Source organism: Mycobacterium hackensackense (assembly GCF_025822555.1).
Taxonomy (GTDB): Bacteria; Actinomycetota; Actinomycetes; order Mycobacteriales; family Mycobacteriaceae; genus Mycobacterium; species Mycobacterium fluoranthenivorans.
This window is the reverse complement of sequence record NZ_JACKUC010000030.1, coordinates 921,656-936,307: the sequence shown is the minus strand read 5'-3', so window position 1 is coordinate 936,307 and position 14,652 is coordinate 921,656. Positions and strand designations below refer to the sequence as shown.

Here is a 14,652-nt window from a genome sequence, read left to right as displayed (position 1 = left end):
TGCAGGTAGCGACCATACCGGGCTACTGTCGATGACGTGACGAGGGTGCTGATCGCCGATGATGACCCGGTCGTACTCGATGTCGTCCGGCGGTATCTGGAGCGCGACGGTCACCAGGTTTCGGTGGCTCGCGACGGATCAGAGGCACTGCGGATGCTGGACACCCTCCAGGTGGACCTGGCCGTGCTCGATCTGATGATGCCCGGCCCGGACGGACTCACGTTGTGCCGAAGCGTGCGCAGTGGTGCGGACTCCGGACTGCCCATCATCTTGTTGACCGCACTGGGCGAGGAGGACGACCGGATCGCCGGCCTTGAAGCCGGGGCCGACGACTATCTCACCAAACCGTTCAGCCCGCGCGAGCTGGCCCTGCGGGTGCGATCTGTGCTTCGGCGCGCACCCGCGTCCACAGCCGCCCCTGCCCTCTTCCGCAGCGGGGGTCTGACGGTGTCCACGGCGGCCCGGTCGGTCACCGTCGATGGCGTGCCGGTGAGCATCACCAGCCGCGAATTCGATCTGCTGGCGTTCCTGATATCGCATCCCGGCACCGTGTACTCCCGCGAGCAGCTGCTGAAACTGGTGTGGCAGTGGGACTTCGGTGACTTGTCGACGGTGACGGTGCACATCAAGAGGTTGCGGGCCAAACTCGGCGACCAGCACCGCGTGCAGACGGTGTGGGGTCGGGGTTATCTCTGGGGCGCGCCGGAGCAGGACGGTGGCGGTCATGCCGTCGGCTGACGTGTGGGAGATCATCGGGTGGGCGCTGGCCTGTTCGGTGCCGGTGGTCCTCGCCGGTGCGGTGATCATCCGGTTCGCGCGGTCATGGTCACTGGCGCTGAGCATGGTGGCACTGGTCCTCATTCCCACTCTGGCCACGTTCACCGGTGTCCTCGGCGCGAGCGGGTTCATGATCACCGAGACGTTCGAGCGCACCGCGGTCGTTCTCGTCATCGTGTCGGTGGTGACGATCCCGGCGGCCGTGATGCTGGCCCGCTACCAAGCCCGTCGCACGGTGTGGGAACGAGAGATCCGCGATTCCGAGCGGGCGGCCGAACAGTCGCGCCGGCGGCTGGTGGCCTTCGTCAGTCACGACCTGCGCACCCCGCTGGCGGGTATTCGCGCGGTGGCCGAGGCGATCTCGGACGGACTGGTCGAACCCGGCGAGATCCGTAGGCATGCCGAGCACATCGAACAGGAGTCGATCCGCTTGGCCGAGATGGTTGACGACCTTTTCGAGATGTCCAAGATCAACGCGGGTGCCGTACAGCCCGCCCACGACACGGTGGCGCTGGACGAGGTGGTCGACGATGTGGTGGCCACCCACCGGATCGCGGCCGAACGTGCGGGTGTGCTGTTGCGGGCCAGCCTTCCCGCCGAACCGGTCCGCGTGGTCGGTAGCGATCGCGCGTTGGTGCGGGTGTTGTCGAATCTCGTGGCCAACGCCATCGCGCACACGCCGGAAGGGGGCCATGTCGAACTGACACTGGGCCGCGACGAGCACGGTGCCTGGGCGCGCGTCGACGACACGGGTGTGGGTATCGACGAGAACGATCTCGCCCGGGTCTTCGATGTCGCCTACCGGGGTTCCAACGGCCGTGTGCCGCGGTCTGATTCGTCGCTGCCCAGCGGATCCGGGTTGGGGCTGGCGATCGCGGCAGGTCTGGTGCAGGCCCATCGTGGGACCCTGTCGGCGCACAATCTGGGCACCGGGGCGCGGTTCGAGGTGCGTTTACCGCTGGCGGAATCATGAGGGTGCTTCTCACGGGGGCGGCGGGATTCATCGGCAGCCGGGTCGCGGCGGCGCTGAGCGCCGCCGGGCATGACGTCGTCGCCGTCGATGCGATGCTCGCTGCGGCGCACGGCCCCGGCGCGGCGTTGCCGGCGGGCTGCACGCTGCTCGATGTGCGGGATGCGGACGGATTGGCCCGGGTCTTGCGGGGTGTCGACGTGGTGTGTCACCAGGCGGCCGTCGTCGGGGCGGGGGTGGACGCATCCGATGCCCCTTCCTATGGCGCGCACAACGATTACGCGACCACCGTCCTGTTGGCGCAGATGTATGCCGCGGGGTGCCGCAGGCTGGTGCTGGCGTCGTCGATGGTGGTCTACGGGCAGGGGCGCTACCGCTGTGCGGTGCACGGCGCCGTCGACCCGCTGCCGCGCACCACCACCGATTTGGATGCCGGCGTGTTCGACCACCGCTGCCCGACCGGTGGAGAGACCCTGCAGTGGTGTTCGGTCGACGAAGGGCAACCGCTGCGGCCGCGCAGCCTGTACGCCGCCAGCAAGACCGCCCAGGAGAACTATGCACTGGCGTGGGCCGAGGCCACCGACTCCACGGTCATCGCGTTGCGCTATCACAACGTCTACGGACCGGGCATGCCGCGCGACACTCCGTACTCGGGTGTGGCGGCGATCTTCCGGTCCGCTCTCGAAGCCGGTCGGGTGCCCGCGGTCTACGAGGACGGCGGGCAGATGCGGGATTTCGTGCACGTCGAGGATGTCGCGGCGGCCAACGTGGCTGCGGTCAGCGCCGGCGCCGGACCGCAACGCGCGCATTTCGCGGCGTACAACGTGTGCTCGGGCCGTCCGGTCTCGATCATGGAGGTCGCCCAATGGCTGTGCGACGCCCGTGGCGGCCCGGGACCGGAAGTGACGGGGCGCTACCGCAGCGGCGATGTCCGTCATATCGTGGCCGACCCCGCCCGGGCGGCCGCGGAGATCGGGTTTCGCGCCGCGATCGACCCGGCCACCGGGCTGACGGAATTCGCGTTCGCACCGCTGCGCTGAACTCCGGGCGTGCGCCGACCGGCCCATCCGGAATGCCCAGTCAGGGGGCACGTTGGGGGAGGACCCCGGCCGCCCGGAACGGGGCGAGCTGCTCCTCGGTCGCCGACTTGTCGGTGACCAGGGTCGTCCCCGGCGGGATCGGCGCCCACGCGTGGAACTGCCGCTGCCCGAGCTTGGCCGCGTGCGCCAGGACGTACACCGTCCCGGAGCGCTCGATCATCAGCTCCTTGAGTCGGGTCTGCTCCAACTCCGCTTCGCAGATGCCGAGTTCGGCGTGCACCGAGTCGGCACCGAGGAAGGCGCGGTCGAACGTCAGCCGGCTCAGGGTGGCCTCGGCCAGTGGCCCCACGAATCCCTGGCTGAGGTGCCGCAGGGTGCCGCCGATGCATTCGACGCGCACGTCGACGGCGTCGGCCAGTTGCTCCAGTGCGCTGAGCCCCGCGGTAACCACAGTGAGCCCGGCAACCTCGCAGAGGAATTCACCCATCGCACCGACCGTGGTCCCGGCATCGAGCAGGATGGTCTCACCGGACCGCACCTGGGCCGCCGCCCACTTGGCGATACTGCGTTTGGCGTCGTAACCCTCCAGTGCCCGCTGCCGGAACGAGGATTCAGGTTGACGGTCCAGGGCGATCGCCCCGCCGTAGGTGCGGGCGATCAGCCCCTGCTCGGTGAGCTGGCTCAGATCACGCCGGATGGTGGAGGCGGTGACGCCGAACTGGGTGGACAGTTCCTCGACACTGGCCAGACCACTGGACCGCGCGAGCCGGACGATCTCGGCCCGGCGGGCCTGCGAACCCCGTACCGGCACACTCGATCCTTAGACAGTCGTTGTGCTGCTTGCCAATTCAGCAGCCTGGCGAAGTGCTTCGACCATACTACCGGCCTCGGCGATGCCCTTGCCCGCAATATCGAACGCCGTACCGTGATCCACCGAGGTGCGGATCACCGGCAAGCCGACGGTGATGTTCACTCCAGCCTCGATACCGAGCACCTTGACGGGGCCGTGCCCCTGGTCGTGATACATCGCCACGATCAGGTCGTAGTCACCGCGACCAGCCAGGAAGAACGCCGTATCGGCGGGCAGCGGTCCGTGCACATCGATACCTTCGGCGGCCAGCTTCTCGACGGCAGGGACGATCTTCTGCTCCTCCTCGCCGTATCCGAACAGCCCGTTCTCCCCGGCGTGCGGATTGATCCCGCACACCCCGATCTTCGGGCTGATATTTCCGGACCGGACCAGTGCCTCATGCCCGCGGCGCACGGTGCGTTCCACCAGACCCGGCTCGATCCGCCGCACCGCGTCGAGCAGTCCGATATGAGTGGTGACGTGGATGACCTTGAGTTTGGGGGTGGACAGCATCATCGACACCTCCTCGGTGCCGGTGAGATGCGCCAGCAGTTCGGTGTGCCCGGGGAAGATGTGCCCGGCCGAATGCAGGGCCTCCTTGTTCAGTGGTGCCGTGCAGATGGCCTGCACCTCCCCGCGCACCGCGAGTTCGCTTGCCACCCGGATGTATTCGTAGGCCGCGTGCCCGGCAACGGGAGACAGCTGACCCCATGGCAGATCCGCGGGCAGCAGGTCCAGGTCGATGACGTTGATCCGGCCGGGAATCTGTTGTGCGTCGAAAACAGATGTGACGGTGACGATCTCGACGTCGATTCCGAGTATGCCGGCGGCCTGGCGCAGCCGGTTGGCATCGCCGATCACAACGGGGTTGCAGAACCCCTGGGTGGCCTTGTCGAGCAGGGCGGGCACGATGACTTCCGGTCCGATGCCCGCGCCGTCGCCCATGGTGACGGCGACGATGGGATGTCCTGTCATGACTTGTCCTTCGGTTGGGGATGGACGTGCGGGGTCAGGTGGTCGGCGATCGCGACAAGGCTGTCGTGATCGCCGAAGCTGCCCGGACGGGTGGCGACGTTGCGCCCGTCGGAGGCCACCGACACCACCGCACCGTGGTGTACCTGGTGAACGGGCCGCAGCTCGGTGAGGCCGATGGCGTCGATGACCGCACGGGCGGTCTCGCCGCCGGTGAGGATCAGATCGGGCCGATGCTGAAACTGGCCCTGGGCAACGAGTTTCCCGAGGGCTGCTGACAGCTCCCGAGCCTGCCCGGGCCGGACCTCGCCGCCGATGGTGAGCACCACTGGGCCGCTGTCCAGGGCCAGCACCAGCCGGCCTGGATCGGCGCTGCCGTTCAACAGGGCAGCGGCGGCGACGGGAAGGTGTCCGAAGCCGTGTTCGATCAGCCGCCGGACCTGTTCTGCTGCTGTTGGTTCGGCGGTGCCGACGACGGCGAGCAGAACGGAGGGATCCCGGCGCGGCGGAGGCTGCGGAGTGCCCGGTGCGAGGGTGCGCGCGGCCGCGGCCGCCAGTGCCGCGGTGCCGACGAACTGGGTGCCGGGGGCGGCGTCGCGCAGGACGGCGTCCAGATCGGCATCGGTGACGGCGTCACACACCACGACATCGGCGCCGAACAGTTCGGTGACCGTGCTCGGTGGGGTGCTGGTTTCGGCCGCCCAGGCGCCGGTTCGATGCAGCGGTATCCCGTCGATGTGCAGGACACCGCCGATCACGGTGCGGCCCAGCGCCGGCAGAGCCGCGGCGACGGTCACCGGTCCGCGTTCGGCCAGCACCGCCACCTCGGTGCCGATGTGTCCACGCAGCAGTGAATCGATCTTCTTGAACACCATCGCATCCGGGGCGACCGTAGCCAGCGCGTCGCGGTGTGCCCGCCGGGCGTCCGGTGCGCTCATGGTGCGGGTGTTCAGGTCGATCACGGTGACTCCGGGCCCGGCCGGCTGCCCGGGTGTCAACTGCAGGGCGACGCAGGTCTGCCGGTCCAGGAACACCGCGGCGGCTTCGGCGGCCCCGGACAGGTCATCGGCCAGCACGATGATCGGGGCGCTCACAGTGAGGCTCCCGCGCACTGCACGATGGACTGGCCGGTGATGCTGCCCCCGTTGGGACCCAACAGGAATGCGATCAGTCCGGCCACCTCGGCCGGGTCGATGAACCGGCCGAGCGGGGGCAGTTTCGGTGGAGTGTGGGCCCGGGCCGGGTCGGTCAGCATCGGGGTGTCGGTCGGTCCGGGGGCCACTACGTTGACGGTGATGGCACGGGCGGCGAGCTCGGCCGCCCAGGATCGCGCCATCCCGGTGAGTGCGGATTTCGTTGCCGCATACTGGCTTTTGCCGACGTTGCCGGTCATGGTGCGGCTGCCGACCAGAACCACCCGGGCACCGTCGGACAGTTTCGGGGCCAGTGCGTCTACCAGCACCTCGGCGGCGCCGACGTGGATCCGCCACATCTGCAGGCCGTGCTCGGGATCGAGCGCTCCCAGTGGGGCGGAGTGCTGCAATCCTGCGGCGTGCACGACGGCATCCACTGAGCCGGCCTGCCCGGCCCAGGCGCGCAGCGCATCGAAGTCACCGAGATCGATGGTGACGGGGGTGAACTCGGCGTCCTGGACATCCGGGGTACGCCGGCTCAAACCGATGACGCGCCAGCCATCGTCGAGCAGGCGGCGCACCGCTGCGGCTCCGATGCCGGAGCTGGCGCCGGTCACCACCGCGGTCGGTGTCATGTCCGGATCCATTCCGGGGTGACCTCGACGTATTCGATGGCCTGCCGGAACCGGGTGAACGCCGTGTGCAGGGTGTCCCCGGTGGAGGCGATACTCGGGTAGGAGTACTCGCGGTTCAGACCGTCGCGCGAGTTGTTGGACAGGCAGTACCCGTCGCCCACTTCGATATTGCGCCGGACCGGCCAGGTCAGTCCGCCGTCGTCGGAGATCGCCAACGTCATCGGGGCGCGTGGAGCCCCCCAGAATGCTGCGCGGTCGTCCCCGTCATCGGGCTTCACGGACTGCACGGCAGGACCGTCGGCCAGCCCGTCGTCATCGATCTCGTCATAGAGCGACGTACGCCGCGCGGTGGCGTCGGCTGCACTGGATTCGTTGAACACCAGTGCAAGTCGATCATCGTCGAGCACCACGAACTGGATCGAGGAATTGTTGTTGGGCAGTTCGGTGGGAACCGGCGCGCTCCAGCTTTCCCCGTCATCGGTGGACACGCTGCGGTAGACCGCGTCGGCCCAGCGGCTGCGGTACAGCGCGATCAGGGTGCCGTCGGACAGGCGGCCGATGTTCATGTGCACGCAACCGGTGCTCTCGGGCACCGCCACCTCACGCCAGCTGCTCCCGGCGTCGTCGGAGATCATCACGCTGCTGTAGTCGCGGTCACCGACCCAGCGCTGTCCCGCGATGCGTACGCAGTGGAAGATCGGCAGCAGCAACCGCCCGCCGGGCAGTGGCACCAGCGGCTGCCGGACGAACACCCCGCCCTCGGCGGTCTCCGGCAGCAGCACATGGGCGTCGCCCCAGGTACGCCCGCCGTCGTGGGAGATGCGGCGCAGTACCCGTGCGGTGTCCTGGTTGCCGGCATGCTGGGATGTCCACAGCAGCCACAGTTCGCCCGAATCGTGTGCGTGCAGAATCGGATTCTGCTCCGAGCGGGTCGGGTCATCGGAGAGTTGCACCGGTGTCGACCACACCCCGTCGTCGATCCGGGAGAACCAGACGCTGATATCCGGCACACCCTCCTGGGTCCCGGCGAACCACACACAGGCCAGCGATCCGTCGGGCAGCACGGCGAGGTTGGCGGCGTGGTTCTGGACCTGGGGGGCGGGCAGCAGCGCGTCTCGCCGTCCGGCCTCGGTGTGGCTGCGCACAACCCCGTCGGTGAGCACGGTCATTCGCCCTTCAGCGAGACAGTGGACAGATCATAGGAATTGGTGGGGCGCAGGCTGATCCCTTCGATCCGGGCCCGACGGCCCAGCACCGCCTTCGGCACGAAGGACCACAGCATCGGGCAGGTGTCCCAGATCGCGTGCTGTGCGGTGGCCAGCAGTTCGGCGCGCTTCTTGGCGTCGGGCTCCTCGGATGCACGCGTGATCTGCGCGGTGATGTCCGGGAAGAGGTAGCCGTGGTACGTGTCGCGGGTCTTCTCCTTCTCCGCGGTGCCCGCGTACATGCCCTGCATGATGGTCAAGGCCAGCCCGGTGGGGCTGGGGAAGCCGTTGCCCAGCACATCCCAGTCGCCGGCTTTGCCCTGACGCCACTGCGCGATATCGCCGCCGGGTTCGAACTGCTGCAGGGTGGCGTTCACCCCGACCGCCGAGAGCATCTGTACCACCGACTCCATGATGTCGGTGTCGGCGGCGAATTCGCCACTCTCCCAAATGATCTTCAGTTTCAGGTCGCGCAGGCCCAATGCGTCGAGTTCGTGGCGGGCACGGTCGGGATCGTAGACGTACACCCCGGTCTCGATCGCGCCGTCCAGGCTGAGCGGGATGACACCCTTGGAGGCGGTGGCTGATCCCTGGAGTACGTTGTCGGTCAACGATTTGCCGTCGATGGCGTAGGTGAGGGCACGGCGGACCCGGGGGTCGGCTGTCGGGGCGCCAGCAGCTTTGCGGAAGTTGTAGAACAGCTGGTTGAGGCGCACGCCGTCGGCGTGGTCGATGGCGACACCGGTCAATCCGGCGAGCTGGTCGGTGGAGTCGGGGGTGATGGAATCGATCACGTCGACCTCACCGCTGCGCAGCGCGACCACGCGGCTGGACTCCTCGGGCATGAACCGCACGTGTACCGATTCCAGGGACGGGCGCGGACCCCAGTAGTTGGTGTTGCGTTCCAGGCTGTAGTTGCCCAGGCCGCGGTCGGCGGCGGTGACGATGAACGGGCCGGTGCCGACACCGCCCTGCAGATCCTCGGGACGGTTGGCCGCGGCCGGGGTGATCAGGATGTTCGACATCAGGTAGTCGAGCACCGGGACTGGACGCTGCGTGTTGAGGGTGAACGCGGTGGCGTCGATCTTGCGGACGGTCGGCCACTCCGGGAAGAATCCGCCGACGAATCCGCCGTGCACCTGGCTGTACATGTTCAGCGCGGTGGCGACGTCCTCCACCTGCACCGGGGAGCCGTCGGAATACCGAATCCCGCGGCGCAGCCGGACGAACCATTCGGTCGGCGAGGTGAGCCGAAACTCCTCGGCGAGCACCAGCTGCGGACGCAGATGCCGGTCGATCTCGGTGAGGGCCTGGCGGACGGCCCGCTGCACCGTCACCGCCGCGTCGTACTGCAGCAGCTTGTTGTCCAGTGTGGTCATGGACCGGTTCATCGCGAGGCTGATGGTGGTGGGGCCAGGGCGGCCGGTCGGGGTGGCGCACCCGGCCGCGGCGGAGCCGAAGGCCAGGCCGGCGCCGAGCAGCGCGCTGGAGCGCAGCAGGTTTCGGCGGGAAAACTGCCGGTCGAGCAAGGGTTTGGTCATCATCGACCCTCCGGGCGAAGTGCTGCTGTGACGGCTGACACAGCTGAACTGTACGCCCTATTGCGCGAAACACGCAATACAACCACGATGCTTGCGCAAATCACGCACTCATGCCATTGTGAGCTGAGTAACAAAACCTGTCGTTCAACGAAGGACGTCACGATGACCCAACAGCTCTACGCTCCGGCGGCGCCGCCCCCGGCCGCAGGCGCCCGAACGCCCGCGCGCCGCTGGTTCACCGCCGCCATGCCGAGATACATCGTCCGGCGGCTCGGGCAGAGCTTGCTCACCGTCTTCCTCACCCTCACCACGGTGTTCGTCCTCATCCGGCTGGCGCCGGGGGACCCGGCGGACGCCATCGCCGGCCCGCTGGCCAGCACCGAGGATCTGGCCCGTATCCGAGCCGACCTCGGCCTGGACGAGTCGGTGTTCATCCAGTACCTGCGCTACCTGCAGGGGCTGCTGCACCTGGATCTGGGCACCTCGTACTCCTTCCAGGCGCCCGCCTTCGACGTGGTGCTCGGGCGCCTGCCCTACACCATCACGCTGTCGGTGGCAGCGATCCTGCTGACCACCCTGGTGGCCGTGCCCCTGGGGGTGTGGATGGCACGACACGCCGACACCCGCCGCGAACTGGCCGCCAACGCCGTCACCATCACCGGCCAGTCGATGCCGGACTTCTGGACCGGCCTGATGCTCATCACCGTGTTCGCGGTGCTCATGCCGGTGTTCCCGGCGGCCGGCTTCACCACCTGGTCCAGCCTGGTGCTGCCGACGGTCACCATCGCCGTGCTGCAGGTCGCGCTGATCTCGCGGATGGTGCGCCGGGAGATGGTGGGCGCATTCACTGCCCCCTATATCACCGTGGGCCGGGCCCGCGGCGTGTCCGAACGCGAACTCATCTGGCGGTATTCGATGCGCAACTCGGCCATCCCGGTGCTGACCGCGCTGGGCACCCGGTTCGCGTCCATGCTCAACGGAGTCGTCGTCGTCGAGGTGGTGTTCGCCTGGCCGGGCGTCGGCTCCCTGGTGGTGCGTGCACTGGAAACCCGTGACTATCCGCTGATCCAGGCCACCGTGCTGGTGACCGCCGTACTGGCGGTGCTGGTCCAGCTGGCCGTGGACCTCTGCTATCCGGTGCTGGATCCGCGGGTGCGGCTCGGGAAGGGAAGCGCCAGATGAGCACCGAAACAGCCACGACCGTCTTCGAAGCCCCGGCAGTCCAGCGGCCCTCCGCGGTCACCGCCGGCGATATCGCCCGCGCCGGAGCGACCCGGCGAGCCCGCGACAGCAAGGTCAAGATCTGGGTTGGCAGCATCGCCGCGCTGCTCGTCATGGTGCCAGTCGCGTTCGCCCGGATCCTGCCGGTCCCTTCGCCGGATGCCACCGACCTGGCCGCCCGCCGGCTGGCGCCGCTGACCGACGGCCACCTGTTCGGCACCGATCAACTGGGCCGCGACCTGCTGGCACGCGTGCTCTACGGCGGCCAGGTGTCGCTGGTCATCGGCATTCTCGCCGTGGTGGTCTCGGGCCTGATCGGGCTGTCCCTCGGCGCGCTGGCAGGCTACCGCGGCGGCTGGGTGGACACCGTGGTGAGCCGGCTGCTGGAGGCGCAGCTGTCGCTGCCACTGTTGATGATGCTGCTCCTGGTCGTGGCCCTGTTCGGGCCCTCCATCCCCGTCATCACATTCGTCATCGCGATCGCCCAGTGGCCCGAAATCGCGCGTCTCACGAGATCATTGACATTGGTCGAGCGGGAGAAGCCGTATATCGCCGCCGCACACGTTCTCGGTCTGGGCCGCACCGCGATCCTGTTGCGCCACATCATCCCCAATATCGTCAAGCAGGTCTCCCTGGTGGTTCTGTTGCTGCTGGCCCAGGCGGTGCTGCTGGAAAGTGCGCTGAGCTACCTCGGCGCCGGACCGCAGCGCCCGTTCGCCACTTGGGGTCGCATCATCTCCGACGGCCAGGATTACGTCACCACATCGTGGTGGTTGGTCACTCTGCCCGGCTTGGTCATCGCCCTGTTGGTGGTCGGGGTCAACCTGCTCGGCGACGGGCTGCGCGACAGCGTCGGACTGCCCGGAATCGCTGTACTGAAACGGTTCTCGCTGCGAAAGAAGGCGAACTGAGATGCCCAAACTCCTTTGCGTCGATGACCTGCAGATCGAACTGATCACCGCCGGCGGTGTGATCCGCGCCGTGGACGGAGTGTCGTTCTGCATCGAGGCCGGCGAAACCGTCACCATCATCGGAGAATCCGGCTCCGGCAAGTCGACGACGGCGATGGGCCTTCTAGGCCTGCTGCCGACCGACCTGGCGGTGCTGTCCGGGTCGGTGACCTTCCAGGACCGACCGATCCTCAACAACGTCAAGGCTTTACAGGCGGTACGCGGTCGTCACATCGCACTGATACCGCAGGACCCGATGACCGCGCTGAGCCCTGTGCACACCGTCGGCGCCCAGCTGCGCGACGCTATCCGGCACAGCGGTGTCACCGGCAGGGCCCGCCAACGTGACCGAGCGGTGGAACTGCTTGAGCAGGTCCATATTCCGCGACCGACCGAACAGCTGATCAAGTATCCGCACCAGCTTTCCGGAGGACAGCTGCAGCGCGTCCTGATCGCCGCCGCGCTGGCCGCCGGCCCCGAGTTGATCGTCGCCGACGAGCCGACCAGTGCGCTGGATGTCACCGTGCAGGCCAGCATCCTGGACCTACTGCTGGAACTGCAGGAACGCACGGGCGTCGGCATGCTACTGATCACCCATGATCTCGGGGTGGCCCGGCTGATGTCGGATCGCGTTTTCGTGATGTGCAACGGGCGGTTCGTCGAAGGCGGCTCCGCCGAAGAACTGCTGCGTGCACCCCAGGCCGAGTACACCCGGCGCCTGCTGGCCGCGGTTCCGCGGCTGGACGGGCCCGTCAAGATCGGAGTGCCGGCATGAACCTACTGGAAGTCGACGACCTGGTGGTCGAATATTCGGTGGGCGACGGGGTGTTCCGTGCCCTGGACACCGTCAGCTTCAGCGTCGAGAAGGGCTCCACCCTGGCTGTCGTCGGCGAATCGGGCTGCGGGAAATCCACCCTCGCCAAGGCGATCGTGCGGCTACTGGCCCCGACGTCGGGGCGGATCGTGTTCGACGGCACCGATATCGCGACGTTGTCCGAGCGCGGAATGCGGCCGTTGCGGTCGCGTATCCAGATGGTCTTCCAGGATCCCTACGGTTCGCTGGACCCGCACCTCAGCGCCGTCGACATCGTCGGAGAGCCGTTGCGGCTGCAGGGGGTGCGCAGCCGGGCCGCCCGGGAGGCCAAGGCCGCCGAGTTGATCGACCGGGTGGGGCTACCGTCAACAGCCCTGCGCCGCAGGCCCGCCGAGTTCTCCGGCGGTCAGCGCCAGCGCATCGGCATCGCTCGCGCACTGGCCAGTGGCCCGGACCTGCTGGTCTGCGATGAGGCCACCAGCGCCCTGGACGTGTCGGTGCAGGCGCAGGTGCTCGAACTGCTACGGGAGATCAAACGCGACACCGGGCTGACCTATGTGTTCATCACCCACAACCTCGGCGTGGTGCGCGAGATCAGCGACACCATCATCGTGATGCGCAGTGGCAGCATCGTCGAACAGGGTGCCACTGCCGATGTGCTCGCCCATCCACAACAGTCGTACACCCGTGCCCTGCGAGCCGCCGCTCTGGATCCCACCACCATGGTAGGCGTCAAGCCGCGCAGTGTGTTGCGCACCAAACAGGAACAAGGAGCCGCGTAGTGTCCGACCTTCAACTGGCCCCACTCATCTTGGGCACCATGACCTTCGGCGACACCGTCGATGCCGCGGGTGCACGGCGTCTACTCGACGCGGCGCTGGACGCCGGGATCACCCATATCGACACCGCCAACGGGTACGCCGGAGGTGAGACCGAACGGATCCTGGCCGGGCTGCTCAAGGGCCGCCGCGACCGGGTCACCCTGGCCACCAAAGCCGGGATGCCGCACCCCGACGCGGGGGAGCATGCCCCGCTGTCGACGGCCGGGTTGCGCGCCAGCGTAGACGGCAGCCTGGCACGGCTGGGCACCGACCACGTCGAGCTGTTCTACCTGCACCAGCCCGACCGTGCGACCCCGCTGACCGAAACCCTTTCCACCGTCGCAGATCTGGTAGCCGAAGGCAAGATCGGAGCGCTCGGGGTGTCCAACTTCGCCGCCTGGCAGATCGGCGAGGTCAACCGCGTCGCCGATGAGGTCGGCGCGCCCCGCCCGATCGTCGCTCAGCAGCTCTACAATCTGCTGGCCCGCCGGATCGAGGACGAGTACGCCGAATTCGCCGCCGTCACCGGGCTGGTCACCATGGTGTACAACCCACTCGGCGGGGGACTGCTGACCGGTCGGCACAGCTTCGACGCCGACCCGGCCGACGGCCGGTTCGGCGACTCGCGATTGGCGCAGATGTACAAGCAAAGATATTGGAATACCGCGATCTTCGACGCAATCGAGGCGTTGGGCACCATCGCCGAGAAGGCCGGCGTGCCCCTGACCGAACTGGCGCTGCGCTGGCTGCTGTCCAAACCTGCCACCGGACCGATCCTGCTCGGTGGCTCCAAAGTCAGCCACCTGCGCGCGAATATCGCGGTGCTGGCCAAGGGGCCGTTGGACGCCGAGATCATCGAAGCCTGCGATGACGTCGGCGCTGCGCTTCGCGGCCCGATGCCCAACTACAACCGATAGGTCATCATGAGCGCACATGAATTCGCCGCTCGGCTCCGTAACCGCGAACGTATCCTCGGCTACTGGTCGGTGCTGGACTGTCCGGTCGCCCACGAATGGGTGGCGCATGTCGGCTGGGATTACCTGGCGCTTGACCTTCAGCACGGGCTGATCGGATACTCCGGCATGCTCGCCGGGCTGACCGCCATCGACGCCGCAGGCGGACCGGTCGGGTTGGTGCGTGTCGAGGCGAACAACCCGACCCCGATCGGGCGGGCGCTGGACGCCGGGGCGGCCGGGGTGATCGTGCCGTTGATCGACACCGCCGCCGATGCCGCCGCCGCGGTCGCCGCAGCGACATACCCGCCCAACGGGATCCGCTCCTACGGGCCGATGCGCTCGCAGCTGCGGATCGGCCCGCTGCCCGCCGATGCCAACCGCGACACCGTGGTGCTGGCAATGATCGAAACCCCGCAGGGCTTGGCCAACGTGGCCGAGATAGCCGCGGTGCCCGGACTGGACGGCGTGTACGTCGGACCGTCGGATCTGCGGCTGGCGGTCGGCGGTGCGCACTCCAATGATCCCACAGTGGCCGACGAATTCGAGGCCGCGCTGACAAAGGTGCGTGAGGCGGCGGCCGCAGTAGGTATTGCCGCAGGCATCCACACGTCCGACGGCGTCACCGCCGCCCGGCGCCTGGCCGAAGGGTTCACCTTCGCCTCCGTCGCCTCCGATATCACGCACCTGAAGGCGGTCTCGGCCGCACATCTCAAGGATGCACTTGGCGGCTCAGCCTGACCCACCCGTACCGTCGCCAATACGGTACG

The 14,652-nt window shown here is 68.0% G+C and carries 15 protein-coding genes; 9 read left to right on the top strand and 6 right to left on the bottom strand.

Annotation, left to right across the window (positions count from 1 at the left end):
* Positions 1-36: 36 nt before the first annotated feature.
* From H7J86_RS13875 to H7J86_RS13865, 3 genes are read left to right on the top strand one after another with little or no spacing between them, the layout of a single operon-like run.
* On the top strand, positions 37-738 hold the full coding sequence (locus H7J86_RS13875; RefSeq protein WP_267291613.1) for a response regulator transcription factor: 702 nt from the start codon (positions 37-39) through the stop codon (positions 736-738).
* On the top strand, positions 725-1,750 hold the full coding sequence (locus tag H7J86_RS13870) for a sensor histidine kinase (RefSeq protein WP_090359645.1): 1,026 nt from the start codon (positions 725-727) through the stop codon (positions 1,748-1,750). Before H7J86_RS13875 ends, H7J86_RS13870 begins: the two co-directional genes overlap by 14 nt.
* On the top strand, positions 1,747-2,787 hold the full coding sequence (locus H7J86_RS13865) for an NAD-dependent epimerase/dehydratase family protein (RefSeq protein WP_267291611.1): 1,041 nt from the start codon (positions 1,747-1,749) through the stop codon (positions 2,785-2,787). The genes H7J86_RS13870 and H7J86_RS13865 overlap by 4 nt, the downstream gene beginning before the upstream one ends.
* Before the next feature lie 40 nt (positions 2,788-2,827).
* On the opposite strand, the gene H7J86_RS13860 is transcribed toward H7J86_RS13865, so the two are convergent.
* From H7J86_RS13860 to H7J86_RS13835, 6 genes are read right to left on the bottom strand one after another with little or no spacing between them, the layout of a single operon-like run.
* Positions 2,828-3,598 (bottom strand): DeoR/GlpR family DNA-binding transcription regulator, encoded by a 771-nt coding sequence (locus H7J86_RS13860; RefSeq protein ID WP_267291609.1) that lies wholly within the window; start codon positions 3,596-3,598, stop codon positions 2,828-2,830.
* Between the two features lie 9 nt (positions 3,599-3,607).
* The gene (gene pdxA / locus H7J86_RS13855; RefSeq protein WP_267291607.1) at positions 3,608-4,612 is read right to left on the bottom strand and encodes a 4-hydroxythreonine-4-phosphate dehydrogenase PdxA; all 1,005 of its coding nucleotides are present in this window, start codon (positions 4,610-4,612) and stop codon (positions 3,608-3,610) included.
* Positions 4,609-5,703 (bottom strand): four-carbon acid sugar kinase family protein, encoded by a 1,095-nt coding sequence (locus tag H7J86_RS13850; RefSeq protein WP_267291605.1) that lies wholly within the window; start codon positions 5,701-5,703, stop codon positions 4,609-4,611. The genes pdxA and H7J86_RS13850 overlap by 4 nt, the downstream gene beginning before the upstream one ends.
* Positions 5,700-6,377, bottom strand: coding sequence for an SDR family NAD(P)-dependent oxidoreductase (locus H7J86_RS13845; protein WP_267291603.1), 678 nt, complete (start codon positions 6,375-6,377; stop codon positions 5,700-5,702). The genes H7J86_RS13850 and H7J86_RS13845 overlap by 4 nt, the downstream gene beginning before the upstream one ends.
* On the bottom strand, positions 6,374-7,546 hold the full coding sequence (locus tag H7J86_RS13840) for a sialidase family protein (protein WP_267291601.1): 1,173 nt from the start codon (positions 7,544-7,546) through the stop codon (positions 6,374-6,376). The genes H7J86_RS13845 and H7J86_RS13840 overlap by 4 nt, the downstream gene beginning before the upstream one ends.
* The gene (locus H7J86_RS13835) at positions 7,543-9,126 is read right to left on the bottom strand and encodes an ABC transporter substrate-binding protein (RefSeq protein WP_372517272.1); all 1,584 of its coding nucleotides are present in this window, start codon (positions 9,124-9,126) and stop codon (positions 7,543-7,545) included. The genes H7J86_RS13840 and H7J86_RS13835 overlap by 4 nt, the downstream gene beginning before the upstream one ends.
* A 243-nt stretch (positions 9,127-9,369) precedes the next feature.
* Here H7J86_RS13835 and H7J86_RS13830 point away from each other — a divergent pair, with 243 nt between their 5' ends.
* From H7J86_RS13830 to H7J86_RS13805, 6 genes are read left to right on the top strand one after another with little or no spacing between them, the layout of a single operon-like run.
* Positions 9,370-10,305: an ABC transporter permease gene (locus H7J86_RS13830; protein ID WP_308204851.1), complete on the top strand. Its 936-nt coding sequence runs from the start codon at positions 9,370-9,372 to the stop codon at positions 10,303-10,305.
* Complete coding sequence (locus H7J86_RS13825) at positions 10,302-11,255, top strand: ABC transporter permease (protein ID WP_267291595.1); 954 nt, start codon at positions 10,302-10,304, stop codon at positions 11,253-11,255. Before H7J86_RS13830 ends, H7J86_RS13825 begins: the two co-directional genes overlap by 4 nt.
* A 1-nt stretch (position 11,256) precedes the next feature.
* Complete coding sequence (locus H7J86_RS13820) at positions 11,257-12,069, top strand: ABC transporter ATP-binding protein (RefSeq protein ID WP_267291593.1); 813 nt, start codon at positions 11,257-11,259, stop codon at positions 12,067-12,069.
* Positions 12,066-12,890, top strand: coding sequence for an ATP-binding cassette domain-containing protein (locus H7J86_RS13815; protein WP_267291591.1), 825 nt, complete (start codon positions 12,066-12,068; stop codon positions 12,888-12,890). Before H7J86_RS13820 ends, H7J86_RS13815 begins: the two co-directional genes overlap by 4 nt.
* On the top strand, positions 12,890-13,846 hold the full coding sequence (locus H7J86_RS13810) for an aldo/keto reductase (RefSeq protein WP_267291589.1): 957 nt from the start codon (positions 12,890-12,892) through the stop codon (positions 13,844-13,846). The genes H7J86_RS13815 and H7J86_RS13810 overlap by 1 nt, the downstream gene beginning before the upstream one ends.
* A 6-nt stretch (positions 13,847-13,852) precedes the next feature.
* Positions 13,853-14,623: an HpcH/HpaI aldolase family protein gene (locus H7J86_RS13805; RefSeq protein ID WP_267291587.1), complete on the top strand. Its 771-nt coding sequence runs from the start codon at positions 13,853-13,855 to the stop codon at positions 14,621-14,623.
* Positions 14,624-14,652: the final 29 nt, after the last annotated feature.

Coding starts and splice junctions, on each gene's coding strand:
- H7J86_RS13870 (WP_090359645.1), top strand. CDS start 725: ATGCCGTCGGCTGACGTGTGGGAGATCATCGGGTGGGCGCTGGCCTGT.
- H7J86_RS13865 (WP_267291611.1), top strand. CDS start 1,747: ATGAGGGTGCTTCTCACGGGGGCGGCGGGATTCATCGGCAGCCGGGTC.
- pdxA (WP_267291607.1), bottom strand. CDS start 4,612: ATGACAGGACATCCCATCGTCGCCGTCACCATGGGCGACGGCGCGGGC.
- H7J86_RS13845 (WP_267291603.1), bottom strand. CDS start 6,377: ATGACACCGACCGCGGTGGTGACCGGCGCCAGCTCCGGCATCGGAGCC.
- H7J86_RS13840 (WP_267291601.1), bottom strand. CDS start 7,546: ATGACCGTGCTCACCGACGGGGTTGTGCGCAGCCACACCGAGGCCGGA.
- H7J86_RS13835 (WP_372517272.1), bottom strand. CDS start 9,126: ATGATGACCAAACCCTTGCTCGACCGGCAGTTTTCCCGCCGAAACCTG.
- H7J86_RS13830 (WP_308204851.1), top strand. CDS start 9,370: ATGCCGAGATACATCGTCCGGCGGCTCGGGCAGAGCTTGCTCACCGTC.
- H7J86_RS13825 (WP_267291595.1), top strand. CDS start 10,302: ATGAGCACCGAAACAGCCACGACCGTCTTCGAAGCCCCGGCAGTCCAG.
- H7J86_RS13820 (WP_267291593.1), top strand. CDS start 11,257: ATGCCCAAACTCCTTTGCGTCGATGACCTGCAGATCGAACTGATCACC.
- H7J86_RS13815 (WP_267291591.1), top strand. CDS start 12,066: ATGAACCTACTGGAAGTCGACGACCTGGTGGTCGAATATTCGGTGGGC.
- H7J86_RS13805 (WP_267291587.1), top strand. CDS start 13,853: ATGAGCGCACATGAATTCGCCGCTCGGCTCCGTAACCGCGAACGTATC.